Annotated in this window: 13 protein-coding genes; 5 read left to right on the top strand and 8 right to left on the bottom strand. The window is 65.0% G+C overall.

What is annotated here, in order from left to right:
* Positions 1–32 precede the first annotated feature (32 nt).
* From RS85_RS16890 to RS85_RS16875, 4 genes are read right to left on the bottom strand one after another with little or no spacing between them, the layout of a single operon-like run.
* On the bottom strand, positions 33–1832 hold the full coding sequence (locus RS85_RS16890; protein WP_082087681.1) for a DUF4209 domain-containing protein: 1800 nt from the start codon (positions 1830–1832) through the stop codon (positions 33–35).
* A gap of 48 nt (positions 1833–1880) precedes the next feature.
* Positions 1881–2264: a hypothetical protein gene (locus tag RS85_RS16885; protein ID WP_046014635.1), complete on the bottom strand. Its 384-nt coding sequence runs from the start codon at positions 2262–2264 to the stop codon at positions 1881–1883.
* Positions 2261–3070 carry a metallophosphoesterase family protein gene (locus RS85_RS16880; protein WP_046014634.1) on the bottom strand — a complete coding sequence of 270 codons (810 nt, stop codon included), beginning with the start codon at positions 3068–3070 and terminating at the stop codon, positions 2261–2263. The genes RS85_RS16885 and RS85_RS16880 overlap by 4 nt, the downstream gene beginning before the upstream one ends.
* A gap of 59 nt (positions 3071–3129) precedes the next feature.
* Positions 3130–3447 carry a hypothetical protein gene (locus RS85_RS16875; RefSeq protein WP_046014633.1) on the bottom strand — a complete coding sequence of 106 codons (318 nt, stop codon included), beginning with the start codon at positions 3445–3447 and terminating at the stop codon, positions 3130–3132.
* A gap of 204 nt (positions 3448–3651) precedes the next feature.
* Here RS85_RS16875 and RS85_RS20170 point away from each other — a divergent pair, with 204 nt between their 5' ends.
* On the top strand, positions 3652–3774 hold the full coding sequence (locus RS85_RS20170) for a hypothetical protein (protein WP_268748014.1): 123 nt from the start codon (positions 3652–3654) through the stop codon (positions 3772–3774).
* Between the two features lie 58 nt (positions 3775–3832).
* Here the strand turns inward: RS85_RS20170 and RS85_RS16865 are convergent, their stop codons facing one another.
* The 3 genes from RS85_RS16865 to RS85_RS16855 form a co-directional block, all read right to left on the bottom strand.
* Entirely contained in the window at positions 3833–4729 is an 897-nt protein-coding gene (locus RS85_RS16865; RefSeq protein ID WP_046014631.1) for a hypothetical protein, read from the bottom strand.
* 22 nt (positions 4730–4751) lie between these two features.
* A complete protein-coding gene (locus tag RS85_RS16860; protein WP_046014630.1) occupies positions 4752–5474 on the bottom strand; it encodes a hypothetical protein in 723 nt (240 codons plus the stop codon).
* Positions 5475–5678: 204 nt separating this feature from the next.
* The gene (locus RS85_RS16855; RefSeq protein WP_046014629.1) at positions 5679–9209 is read right to left on the bottom strand and encodes an NACHT domain-containing protein; all 3531 of its coding nucleotides are present in this window, start codon (positions 9207–9209) and stop codon (positions 5679–5681) included.
* 634 nt (positions 9210–9843) lie between these two features.
* On the opposite strand from RS85_RS16855, the gene RS85_RS16850 reads away from it, so the two are divergent.
* Together RS85_RS16850 and RS85_RS16845 are read left to right on the top strand one after the other, a co-directional pair.
* Positions 9844–10188: a helix-turn-helix transcriptional regulator gene (locus RS85_RS16850; RefSeq protein WP_046014628.1), complete on the top strand. Its 345-nt coding sequence runs from the start codon at positions 9844–9846 to the stop codon at positions 10186–10188.
* Positions 10172–11416, top strand: coding sequence for a type II toxin-antitoxin system HipA family toxin (locus RS85_RS16845; RefSeq protein WP_046014627.1), 1245 nt, complete (start codon positions 10172–10174; stop codon positions 11414–11416). Before RS85_RS16850 ends, RS85_RS16845 begins: the two co-directional genes overlap by 17 nt.
* Before the next feature lie 44 nt (positions 11417–11460).
* Here RS85_RS16845 and RS85_RS16840 read toward each other — a convergent pair whose 3' ends face one another.
* Positions 11461–11841, bottom strand: a complete 381-nt coding sequence (locus RS85_RS16840; protein ID WP_046014626.1) for a VOC family protein — start codon at positions 11839–11841, stop codon at positions 11461–11463.
* 74 nt (positions 11842–11915) lie between these two features.
* Here RS85_RS16840 and RS85_RS16835 point away from each other — a divergent pair, with 74 nt between their 5' ends.
* Both RS85_RS16835 and RS85_RS19920 read left to right on the top strand, forming a co-directional pair.
* Complete coding sequence (locus RS85_RS16835; RefSeq protein ID WP_046014625.1) at positions 11916–12647, top strand: alpha/beta fold hydrolase; 732 nt, start codon at positions 11916–11918, stop codon at positions 12645–12647.
* Positions 12648–12687: 40 nt separating this feature from the next.
* Positions 12688–13257 (top strand): YegP family protein, encoded by a 570-nt coding sequence (locus RS85_RS19920; RefSeq protein ID WP_052703612.1) that lies wholly within the window; start codon positions 12688–12690, stop codon positions 13255–13257.
* Positions 13258–13278: the final 21 nt, after the last annotated feature.

The following is a 13278-nucleotide window of genomic DNA, read 5'->3' as shown; positions in this document are numbered from 1 at the left end:
CCTGCGGGAGCGGCACGAACTGCCGCGGCGCACTACTCCGGAGGGTCGGCCGGTTCTCGGTTCGCTGACGCGGTGGCGTCACGTTCGGCGTTGCCGAACTCGGTGGCTACGAGCTTCCAGACCAGCCACCAGGCGTGGAACGGGAACGGCGTGTACGCGTCGAGATCGGCGAGCAGACCGTGGGCGGACGTGTTTCGAAGGTTCACTCCGCCGTTGCTGCTGAAAAGCGCGCGGATCTCGAATGCTTCGTTGGCTCCGAACACCGCGTCCATCTTGTCGGACTCGACCAACGTCGACAATCCGTTCTCGTGTTCTACGGAGTTCTCGATGCGGCTCGTCCGCTCGTCCGCGTTCGCCAGATGGTAGCGGAGCAGATTTTCGACTTGAGGAGCGAGTAGTTGTGCGGCGGAGAGGAAGTCTCCGTGGAAGCCGTAGTAGAGCGCGCGGCCCACCATACGCTCGCGCCCTGGTGGAATCAGGCCGCTGTGGTTCGCCATCTGGATGAAGTCCGTCAGGGTTATCGCATGTCGGTTTCGAAGCTCTATCCACGCTGGCAGGAGCACCTGCTCGACCGCTGACGTCACCATGAGGCGGTACGTGTTCATCATCTGCTGCCATACCGTTGCCGGCACACCGTAGACATCGGCGTCGTTGGCCGGATCCGATGCCGCGGACGTGCGACCGTCGCGCTCGAGGTTCGCACGTGGAAGTCTTCGGAGGAACCCGTGCTTTTCTGTTGACTGCTCGGCTGCTGCTCGGAGGAGGACCACGTCCGCGAGGGGCATGAGGTGCAAGAACAGGGACACAGCGGTGTTCGGGTCGGCTTCGCTGATGTTCTCGGTGAGCGCCTCGCGGATTGCCTGCAGGTCGGGCTGAGGAGTTCGGTGGGGCGTTGCAAGCGTCAGTAGGATCTTCCCGGCTACTCGGGGCAAAGCGACGAGCTGGTCGAGGAGGGCACCCTGGCCTTTGGCATTCCGCACCTTCACCGGGATGCGTGTCAATATTTTCAGTGCCACTTCGGCCAGGTGCGACGCGGTGAGTGCCGTCATGGGATCCCGGTCCGCAAGGATGGCCTCCGCATCTCGCTGAAGACCGAGAATCACCTCGAGCAGGCGGTCGTGGGCGCGCGCGGTATTTCCGGCGAGCAGGAACCATTCCGCGGCCTCCTCGCCATCGAGCCGTTCGCCACGTTCCTGGAAGCGGAGGTCGAACGATTCTGCGATCTCGGAAGCGCGGTCGCGCGCTCGCTTGTTCTCGCGGAGATGCTGGCTCACCCACACGTGCTCAAGCTGATTGCTCGAAGTCATAGCGCGCTGGACAAGGAGTGCCTCGATGTCTGACAAGACCTCTCGCACACTGCTGCCGTATCCTGCGACCGCGAAGGCCCGGTCAATCGTTCTGAAGTCGGATGGCTCTAGCGGAGCCTGGGCAAGCGAGTCACGCAGAACCACCAGCATGTTCACCATGCGATTTACGCGGGCGACGCCGGTCTCACGGATCGCGAGAATATCCAGGCACCGAACGCGAAGGCGCCAGTCCTCGGCCTCTGTTGCGAGGTGCGAAAGGATCGCGAGTTCGTCGTCGCTGAGTTCGCTCGGCACGGGGTGCGGCAGGTCGCTCCACAGCTTGAGGTAGGGGGTCGACGTGTCTTCTGCGCGCAAGACGTAGTCGCGAACATGATCCGCGAGTCGCATCACGGCGGTCGCGTCCTCGTCGTCAGTCGGCGGTGATGCCTGGCGGGTCATGATGTTCTCAAGCAGGCCGGCTTCTTTGGCGCGTCGCACCGCGTCCAACCACCGCTGATTTTCGGGCTGCGGGTCGGCATTGCTCATGAGTGCGACGTTACCGGCAGGGGCAACGCCCTGCGCATCGCGCGCTTTTCAACTGCTCCATGCCCAGGCAGTGTGACGGGCATCGAGCAGCACGTCGTCGAGTTGGCCTGCGCGCAGCTGTTCGATGGCGCTTAGGGCCTCCTCCCCGGATTCGTCATCGATTCGTGTGTTGAGCCACTGCGCCCACGTCCACCGCCCCTTCGTGCCGGTACTCAGTACCTGGAGAACCTGCGCGAGTGCCGGAACCAGGCGCCCCTCCCAAACCTGGAATGCGGGGTAGAGGAGGACGCCGTCGTCGGTGAGGAGTTCGAGTACGGTGAGCGACGCGGCAGCCGTCTTCACCTCGGCCTCCGTCCACCGGAGGGCGCGCGACAGGGATGCGAGCGTGTAGCAGGGCCCAATGATCTCGGCCCACGGGTTCTTGTCGGTCATCGACCCGCGGCTTCCCGGATCTGACGGAGTGTAGGCGTTTCGATGCGCAGCGTCTCCATGTCGAGGAACCCGACATTGCCCTGCTGTCCGTCCTGGCCGAGGCTCGCCACACGTAGGCCGTTCTCAGTCTGACCGCCTCCGGGCGTGTGCATGTGACCGTGGATGAGAAGCTCCGGGTACACGATGTTCCAGACCTTCGCGACTCGTGCGCGGGATGTGGCCGAATCCCGGAGGGCGTCTTCAGGGAAGCCCATGGGGTTCGTGCGCAGGATCTCTCGGACCGCGCGCACTGGCGTTCCTGCGGGCGACTCGTGAGTCAGCATCAGGTCCGCGGGTCCTCCGGCGATGGCCGCAACCACATTCTCCCGCGTGATTTCTTCGTCCTGCCACCAACTGACGCCTTCCTGTCGCCACGCCTTATCGACGGATACGGCGCCGCCCAACGACAGCACACTACGGCCCCCGATTGTCAGACGGGCGGGCCTGGGCAACAGCCAGGTGACCTTCGAGACCCGAACGGCTTCGCCCGGATGTGCGTCGAGCAGCGGCGAGACCTTGTCCCAGGACTCGTGGTTACCGAGCGTGACATAGATCCGTTGAATGCCGGTGCCATCCAGCGCCTCGTCGGTCGTATCCGAGTCCATCGCCCAATCTCCGAGCTGCAGCATGGTGGTGACGTCAGGGGCGAGCGTTTGAGTCGCCTTGGCGACGATGTCCAGCCATCTGAAGTTGCCGTGGATGTCGCCGACGACGGCGACGCGCTGATCCGGCAGGACGATCTGACGCTGGTACTCGAGCGCTTTCATGCGATGCCTCCGATGAATGATTATCCATGTATACAGGGCATGATGGAGAATATCGAGGGCTAGTCTTCCGAGGATGCGGAGACTGCGTTTCCCCATACCCAGCAGCGGAAGGTCTCATCTCCGGCGCGGAACTCGATTCCGGCGGCGAGCGGGGTGGAACGGGCGAGTTTCGCATCGACGCGGATGGCGCGGGCGCCGAAACGGACCCAGGCCTGAACGACGCGGTATGGCTGCGGGTAGATCGTGATGGGCTGCTCTCGCAGCGCGAGCTCGCGGTCGGTGAGCGATTGCAGTGGTCCGGATCGGGCGGCTCGAAGGATCTCCTGGTGCTGCGCACGCATGTCGTAATGCGCCGCCAGACGCTTGCTCGATCCCATGCCGGCATCCTTTCCCCGGCCAGGAACAGACTAGCAACCTTCGAAGCTATGTTCTATTCTCGAACTATGAGACCCGCGACCGCTGACTCACCTGCGACGATATGGATGGCCAACGATATCCCCGTCAGGATGGTCTTCGCCGGTCGACGGTGGAGGGTCACGGACACCCCCACTCGTCTGCGCCACTCGATCTGGACTGCACCTGTGAAACATCGCGCCGGACTCTACGGATGGCGCTTTCAAGGGACAGACGACGGCGGGCAGTCACTCGTGTTCGATGTCTTCCGAGGCGAGGACGGCTGGCACGTGCAGCGGAGCTACGAGTAGCTCAGCTGGTTACGCGCGGTGTCGCACGGTCCTTATCTCCGGCCCAGAAAGAGTCTTGTCAGGACGGATCGGGCCCCTCGTTATTCACGTAAATCTCGAGCCCCATTTCTCGCAGCGCGGCGGGGAACCGCATCAGGACATCGGCTGCCGTAGCAGCGAGGAGCTCCAACGCCGCATCGCTTTCCGCGCACATGTCGTTCAAATCCGGGAGGGTGTTATCGCGAGGGGGGAAGATCGCCGTGCGTCCCCCACCCGCGAGTGCGCTCCACAAGCTTTCGGCGGCGACTCCACCGACCACGCTCTGCGGCCGCCACTGGTGATAGTCCAGCGCCCTCCTGAGGTCTAGGGCTTCCCAGCGTTGGTCCTTGCGCAGCTGCAGCAGAGCCTCAGCCGACGCTTGCAGCTCCGGGGCGTCCACCGCATCGACTGCATACCGGACCGTGGTGAAGGCCTTCTCGCTGAACTGAATCCAGTCGTTGCGGTCAGAGGAGAAAGGATGAAAGCCCACGTTGTTCTTCCACCGCTCTTCTATTCGTGCGCGGATGTCCGAGTTCAGCAGTCCGATGCGCAAGATGACATTGGCCAGTCCCGCGGCCGCGGAGAGCGTGTAATAACCCTGCATCTCGGTGAGAGCGCGGACCGGAAGGTGGACCTCCGTGTCGTTCGGCTTCGCCATCCAGCGCCGGGCATCCAGCCGCAGAGTCAGGGCCAACCCGAGCTGCTCACCGGCGGACGCCGCGCGCCCGAAGATCTCGATGGCTCTCCCTTCCTGCACGCCGTTCAGCGTGGCGTGAAGCTCGGCGATGTGAGCGTTGGGTCCCACGACCTGCCAGTCGTTCGCAACTGTAGCGATGCGCTTGTCGGCGTCGGTCAGAGCGATCTTCTGAGCACCGAACAGTGTGCTCAGGACGGCCGCGACCTGCGTGCCTTCACGAGGCTCGTGACTATCGGTCATCGGATTCCTCCAGAAAGCGCGGTCATGGCTTGAGTGATTCGGCCTTCCACCGTTTCAACGTGTCAGGCGCCAATGGGGACGAGCCTCTCATCTGAACTGTGCGACCGGCATCGATTTTCTCGGCTATCTCCCGCAGACGCTCCGCCCCTCGAGCGGGCCAACCGTTCGACAACGCCCACTCGTAGACCGCCTCGTGAGGCAGCGCGTACCGCCCCTTGTGGAGAAGGCGGAGGACAGCGACGGCGTCACGATGGTCGAGAGCGCCCACCAGATTGTTGGAGTGGTTGACCGTCCCGGTCAGCTGCGTCAGCGCGACGACGACCACAGGGTCCAGCGGGGTGACCACCGGTGAGGTGGTTTCGCCGAGCCGCTCGGGTGTCGCGGCGATATCCCATGCCCGGGTGTCCTGCTCGAGCCACGGGATCACGCAGAGTGCCTTAACCCGTGGGTCGTCGGCGATGGTCGCGAGTGACTCCCGGTTCGGCCATGCCGCGAGAACCGCTCCACCGCGCCACGCGAGACCGCCGCGGAGGGTGTCGACGGTCACCGCGTCCAGCTTGGCGAGTTCGGTGAGCAGCGTGTTCATGTTGCGGAAAGTGCCCTTGTTTGGAATGAGAAGGAGGATCTGTCCGCCGACACGTGCATGCTGTCCGAGCGTCCAACGGACAGCGAGCTCGTGGGACAGCTCCTGGTGTGTGGCGCCATTCACGGTGATGGCCGTCGGGTACGTCCGTCGTTCCGGCATTCCCACTCCTCTCCATGGGGATAGTGGAAGTGTGCCACCTCCCAATCATGGGAGGGACACCGAGGCGGCGCGCCTCGCGTCTCCTCGAAAAACTGGTCGCGTTCCTCATCGCCCTCGTATCCGCGAGAATCCCACTCGTGCGGGTGTCGCGGGTTCACTCGCGCCATCGCAGGTCTTGACGTCTCGCGTAAGGGCGCACGCTGCCTATCTGAGGAGGGCGAGGCCCGTTTGCGCCTCCTCCTGAGGGTCCGGCGGAGCGAAGTAGCACCTGTCACCGCTGCATACGCTCCTCGACGGCGGGTTCATCTTCCGGCAGCTCCGACACATCCAGCCGACTGGCTTCTGACGAAGAACTCCGTCAAGTACCGCGGCCGCATCGGAAGCGGGTGCGCTGACAATCCGTGCTACGGCGGCCGCCTGGACGTGGCGGTCCGCGTCGTGGTGGGCCATGGTGCGCAGGAGTGGATCATCCTCGGGCAGCGTTGCGGCGACTGCCTGCCGAAGAACCGGGTTCGCATGCTCCGCCCATGGCGCGGGCTCCCAATTCGGAGATGCACGGGCGAACGCTCTCGCCACGAGATACTGGTGCCGGGGGGAGCTCTCGAACTCCGAGACGGCGACGTCCAGCAGCCCAAGGACGATATCGGCTGGTCCCTGCTGGAGAGCCCAAGCCGCGAAACCCGCCTGGGCGCGCGGGAAGCGGAGGAGCTTGTTCAGCTCAGCCGCGGTCGCTACTGCGTCCACTGACTCCCACTCCGGGTAGCCGTGGGGATCCATGCTTTCCATCACGGCGAACAACGGATCCATCCCCCATCGGTCCACCCGTGCCTTGACGATGTCAGCTTCAGCGGAGAGCACCCCGCGGTCGATGCCGAACAGGTTGGCGGTTGCGGTGAACGCGGCGCCTACTTCGGATGGGTCGGAGTTGACGAACGTGATGGACCCGGCGACATTCAGATTGAGCAGGGTGAACAGGCGTGCGAGCTCGGGAGTTGCAAGCGTCTGCTTGGACGTCAACGGCACCGGGCTCGCCTCGCTCAGAATGTCGAGAAGGTTCGGCCAACGGTTGACCTCAGGGTCCCACCCCGGCTCTGTGACGGCATCGATGAAAGCGTCCCGCATCTCGTTCGTCTTATCCAGGGCATATGCGTTACCACGCTCCACCAGGATCTCCAACAAACGCTGATGCAGGAAGAATGGAGCGTCGCCATTCAGACGTGCCGCAATCTCGTCTGCTGTCGCGGGATCGATGACGAGCATGTGCTCCGCGGCTCGAACCTGCGCGTCCACGAGGCCAGCGTTGGACGCAGGCCCCGACGGCAGCTCGTCCCCCATCAGGGGCAGCGTCTCCGTGGCGAGCGTCATCCGCATCAGGTCGAGTGCCGCATCGTCGGCGAGCGACGATTCCCACAACAGGTGAGCCTCGGAGCGAACAATGTGTTGATAGCCCGCAGGGAGCGCGGTCAACGTATATAGGAGGTCGTCCACCTGATCCGGTTCCAGGTCGAGAGCGCGCAGGGCGCGCCAACTAGACCACCCGTCCATCGTCGCCTCCGAAAGGTGCGAAATCAGGCAACCCGCCACCAGCCGGGTCGCCTCCGCGTCCAGGTTGGCTCCGTGCGCGACGGACGTCGCGATGGACTGAGCGAGCGGGCGTGAATGGGTGGCCTCGAGGCTGCGCATTGCGATGCGCACGATATCCGGGGAGAGCGTGAGCGCAAGGATGAGCGGCTCATACTGCTCCGCGGAGATCCGCTGCGATACCCAGGCGTCGCCGTCAAGGCAGTCAATTGCCATCATCGCGTCGCCGACCTCCGCCAATAGCGAGATACGCGGCGTGATGGAGCCGCTCGTGTCGATGACGAACACTCCGGCCTCGTCGAAGACCCGGACGATCCGCTGAGCCATCACCACGCTCTTCGCGGGAGGTAGCCCCCACGCCGGTTCCAGACGTTTCGCGATGGCCGCGACGACCTCAGCTTCTGTGGCCGTAGCCCGACTGTTCAGCAGGGTATGCGCCTCGGTCGCGAACGCCTGCTCTCCGAGCAGAAGTGCTTCATCAGGTCGAAGGTCAAGAAGATCCGCCGTCTTCTTCAACTCTCGTTTCAGGATGAACATACGAACCACAGCAGACAGAATCGCGCCTCGGCTTGTCGGGAGGGAGTTCGCTGTCCCGACGCCTGCGAGTAGAGCCAGCAGGGATCCGAATAACGGCGTCTCCGCGAGGACGGAGTCATCCGCGAGAATCCCCTCCACCCACTCGGCGCGCTCCGCGATCCAGCGCCCACGCTCGTCCTCTGGGATCCCCTGGTTCGCCGCGGTGAGGGTGAGGATGCTACGGACGGGCTTGTCCAGACTTTTCGGTGGCAGCAGGCGCATGTCGTACCAGCCGAGCGACCGGGCATCCGCGTGTCCGATGTCGCGAGTTGCGAGGAGAATCGCGGTCCCTCCCGGCAACTGGCGGGTGAGCGCCGCCAGAGCTTTGACCACCTCGAAGCGCCGGTCATAGGTTTCGTCTAGTGAGTCCAGGATTAGAGCGAGGGGGCTATCCTCGGCGATGCGTTGGCGTACCTCAGCCGCCACTTCGGTCCGGCTGACAGAGTCCACGATGCTGGTCGCCTCATCGAGAATGTGCTCGAGGAGGCCCGTTCCGTTCACAGCCGGGTGGTAGTTCCGTAGCGAGGCATAGATCGGCAGAGGCATGTCAGCACCTTCGACAAACTGCGCAGCTAATTGCTTCAGAGCCGTGGACTTCCCCGACCCTGGGAGGCCCGTCAACACTGCACGATGACGAAGCATGAACGCCCACCGCAGCTCCGATGGGTTGCGCTCGCCGTCTGGCCCGGCAGCGATCCGCAACCCCACGTCGCTGTCAGCGAGAGGCAGGTCCGGAAGCGCGGGACCCATCGCCTCCAACTGAATGTGGGTACCGCGATGGGTGACCTGGTCGCGGTATGTGGCGAGCGCAGCCACACGTCGCGCAGCGCTTGCCGCGGGCGTCGCACCGTCGGTTCTGAGCGGGATCGATGCTCCGGTGAGCAGTCCGGCCCAATCTCGGATCGTGTGGCCGCTGCGCAGTCCTGAGACGCGGCCAGCGAAGCCTAGAAGGTGTGTCCATGCGTGGTGGGCGTTGACGTTGTTATCCCCGGACACCACGAGGCGGAGCTGCTGCAGGGCGTTCTGGGCGTTCGAGCTCCCCGCCTCTCTCACCTGCAGGTGCCACACTGCTCCGCAGGCCCAAACGTCAGCCTTCTGTCGCTCAGTGAGCCCGTCAAGAAGCGCGTCCAGCGCGGAAGCGGCTCGCTGCTCCGCATCGGTGAACTTCGCGTACCGACCGGAGCGGCGCCGTTCGAGCGCGTCACCCAAATCCTTCATCGGCCCGGAGACGTTCTGCGACGCGATGACGAGTCGGTGACGCTCACGGTCCAAACCGCCCTGACGAGCCGCGGAAACCCACTGAGAAACCGCTTCGTTTATCGGCCGACCCGTCTTCAGAGTGTGTTTCGCCTGGATGTATGCCACGCGACCTGACGCGAAGGTGACCCGGACGTCGTCGACAGGGTCATCTGTCTCCGCGTCGACAGCTGAGACTTGTCTTGGGTCGTCCGCGAAGCAGTCCAACGGCAAGGTCGTTCCCGCCAAGCCGTATGCGATGGCGAAAGCGGCCACCCCTCGCTTGTACTCCGTGCCGGCATCATCGCTCGCCCCGCCGATACTGCCTCTGGACGCTGCCATTGCTCAAGACTATGGGTAGGGAGGGTGACCTCCCCTGCACCTGGAGCCCTGTCGAGTCAGAAGCGAGATCCGGGCGCGCCTTCCGCTACACGCGAGAGCCGTGGGTGTTCAGACGCGGGCGGCGTTCGTTGCCGGGGACGCGATTCGACGCGCTGAATCGGAGCGGGCCAATCAGCGGTACCCGGCGGCGCCCGGATCTCAGAACTGAGACGCCGCAGGGACAGTCGATGAGCGACGGTTCGCGACCCCCAGCAGTGTTCGCGGAAAGTGGTGCTGATCTGGAGAATCCCAGAGGTTTTGGAATTTCTTGAGGCTTAGCGTGGAATCGCCTCGGAATCGACTGCTCGAGATCCCTTGAGGCTCAAGGCATCCGCGGATAAACGAACACAGCCACAGAACGACAGAAGGCCGGGCCCGAAGGGTCTGGCCTTCTGTCGTTATAGGCGCGAGGGGGGACTCGATGATCAGGGCCCCACCGGCGCGGAGGCTCCGCGCGCCGCCCGATGCTCCTGCGCTCGCCGATGTCACGAACGAGGCGGCGGGTGGAGTGCGCCGGAGGGACTCGAGTCCCGGCTGAAGCACAGCACGTTCAATACTTTAGACATAAATTGCACTTAGGTCTAAACTATTGAACATGGGACGAACGCGCGTAGGAACCTCGCGGGCGGCCGAAGACGCCATTGCGGTGTTGGGCCAGCAGATCCGTATGGCGCGCGCTGCACGTGGCATGACGGCCGATGAACTCGCGGGCACCGCAGGCATATCCAGGACGACGGTGCACTCCATCGAGCGAGGCGCCGCCACCACCAGCATCGGAACGGTCTTCAACGTCGCGACGATCGTCGGCGTGCCACTGTTCGGAGTCGACGACCCCAGCGAGCTCATCGCCCTACGCCGCCGGGGCGAAGAGCGCCTCGCTCTGCTGCCTGCCCGCGTCGACCGGCCACGAGGGGGCAACAGCGATGGTCTCGACTTCTGACATCTACGTCTGGGTGTGGTTGCCCGGCGAGACCACACCTGTGCCGGCGGGGCGACTTCGGGAGAATGCTCCCGGCCAGTTCTCGTTCGACTACGGGCGGCTCTATCAGGAACGAGACAACGCAGTCTCTCTCTCACCGACCCTTCCGTTGTCGGGTGACACATACGGCCCCACCGGTTCGATGGGCTTGCCGGGGGCGCTCCGCGACGCCTCGCCGGATGCATGGGGGCGTCGGGTCGTGCAGTACCAGGTGACCGGCGACCGCGGCCGGGACGCGGATACCGGCGACGTGGACGAGCGCACGTACCTCCTCCAGTCGGGGTCCAACCGATTCGGCGCCATCGACTTTCAGCTGTCGACGGAGCAGTACGTACCCCGCAGCGCGGCGCCAGCACCACTGGACGACCTTCTCACCGCCGCTGACATCGTGGAGGCCGGAGGCAACCTGCCTTACGAGCTGGAGCGCGCTCTGTTGAGCGGTACCGCGATGGGCGGTGCACGTCCGAAGGCCATCGTCCACGACGGCAACCGCGAGTACATCGCGAAGTTCAGTGCATCCAACGACGAGTTTCCGGTCGTCGGCGCGGAAGCAGCCGGCATGTTCCTCGCCGGGCGAGTAGGTATCGACGTCGCCCCGACTCGCGTGGAACCGGTGCTGGGCCGCAGCGTCCTTCTCGTCGAGCGATTCGACCGCATCGCCGGGAGCCAGCGCGTGCTCGCCGTCAGCGCATTGACGATGACCGGCCTCGACGAGCTGCAGGCGCGCAGCGGAAGCTACGTGGACTTCTTGGACTCCTTACGTGTTCACCGAGCTCCAGAGGGTACCGCGGAGGAACTCTTCACGCGCATCGCCTTCAACATGGCGATCTCGAACTCTGACGACCATCTTCGAAACCACGCCGCCCTGTGGGACGGGACGAGGGCGGTTCTCAGCCCTGCGTACGACCTCTCTCCGATGCGGCGAAGTGGCGAGACCGCGTCGCAGGCCATCGCCTACGACCGGCGCGGGTCACGCACCAACAACTTCGCCGACCTCCTGTCCGCAAGAAGCCTCTACGGGCTGACCGAGGCTCGTGCCTCGAGCATCCTCGAACGGATCGAAGGCGTCATTCGCGACGACTGGGACGAAGCGGTCGAGCACGGGAAGTTGACGGTCGCGGACCGCAAGCTCCTCTGGGGGCGGCAGTTCCTCAACCCGGGAACGCTGTACGGTTTCGGGGGCCACTAGGAACTGTCGCTCTCCTCTCCATTTGGGCCACCATTCTCACCGGATCAGCCCCGAGGCGGCTGGATGAGATCCCACGGGGCACCGTAGAGGTCCTCGAAGATCGCAACCGTCCCGTACGTCTCGTGGCGTGGAGCCTCCCGAAAAAGGATGCCGTGCGCGGACAGCCGGGCGCAGGTCTTCTCGAAGTCGTCCGTCTCGAGGAAGAACGCGACGTCGTCGCCGGCCTGGTGGCCCAGCCGGTCGAGTTCCATGGTGACCGCGAGCACGAGACCGGTGCCGCCGTCTTCGGGGCCGACGACGACGCGTCGCCAGCCGTTCTCGAACGTCTCGTCCTGGCGCACGACGAATCCCAGCGCGTCGACGAAGAACGTGAGCGCCTTGTCGTGGTCGTGCACGAGGTACGTGACGTTCTGAATGCGGATCATGACCGCATGCTAACCCGTGATCGCTGAGCCGCAAGAGCTTCGTCCGTCTCGGATGAACCGGGGAGAATGACTCCATGCGTCTCCACTCGACCACCACCGGCTCCGGCGAATTTCACGTCGGACTCATCCACGGACTCGGGGGAGCGAGTGCCACCTGGCAGCCGCTGATCGACCGGATGCTGGCCACCGGCCGCTACACGGTGACCACACTCGACCTGCGCGGACACGGTGAGAGCGACCGCGCACCGTCGTACACGCTCACCGAACTCGCAGACGACGTCGTCGAGTCCCTCCCGCGGGGTCTGCACAGCGTCGTCGGCCACTCGCTCGGGGGAGCAGTGCTGGTCCGGGCCGTCGCCCGCCTGCATCCGGATCACGCCATCTATCTGGACCCCGGGTTCGGCCTCACGCTGCCCACCTCGGGCCTGGCGGGCCGGGCGTTCTGGGCCCTGCCGCCCGTTTCGCTCGGCGTCATGGGGCTGCTCCAGTCGCGTCGAAGCCGGGCGATTCGCGCGGCCTATGGCCCGAGCATCCGGGACGCACTGAAGAAGGCCCAGCAGCAATTCGACGCGAAGATGGCGGTCGGCGTCTTCCGTGAGGTGGCCTTCCATCCGATCGCGATCGCCCCGCCCGAGGCGCCCTCGACCATCGTGCTCTCCGATGAGTCGCCTGCCGTGCTGCCGGACTCGATGGCCACCGCCCTCGAACGCGAGGGATGGCAGATCCGTCGGCTCGCCGGCATCCATCACGACATGCACCTCGAGGATCCCGACCGCACTTTCGAGGCGGTCGCCGACGTGCTGTGAACCCCTACGCGTCGTCCGCCCCCGACAGTAGGGTGACAGAGTGACCCATTCCGAGGCGACGCTGCTCGCGGCGATCATCGCCGCGGTCGTCGCCGGCGGTGGTCTCATCTGGTCGATCATCAGCTTCGTCCTCGTGCGACGAGCGCAGAGAGCCACGGATGCACGCGAGCAGTGGGCCCAGCGGTTCGAGCAGGCGCACGCCCTAGCGCTGAGCGCGGACGCGCGCGAAGCCCGCACCGGACTGATGCTGATCGAGGCGCTCACCAAGGAGCAGTGGGTCACCGACGAGGATCGCGCCACCGCCGTCAGCGTGCTATCGGCGCTGTCGCACACCGACGCGGCGACTGCGGGTGTGCGCGCCGGCATCCTCGGGGACATCGCGAATCGCGACATCGCGGCCGTGCTGGCTGAGGCGCCCGTCGGTCCGAAGGGACGTTTCGAGGTCTTCGCCGATGTGGTCGGCGGCTATTGCTGGCGCCTGAGAGCAGCGAACGGGGAGGTGCTCGCCGTCGGCGAGCCCGCTCAGACCAAGGCCGCGGCCCTCCGATCGCTCGAGCAGGCGCGACGTCACCTCGGCGGCGGCGAGACCGTCACCGTCTCGGACAACTGAATCCCCGGCGAACAGCCGCCC

The organism is Microbacterium sp. SA39 (assembly GCF_000967865.1).
Classification (GTDB): Bacteria; Actinomycetota; Actinomycetes; order Actinomycetales; family Microbacteriaceae; genus Microbacterium.
This window is presented reverse-complemented; position numbering and strand designations above follow the sequence as displayed.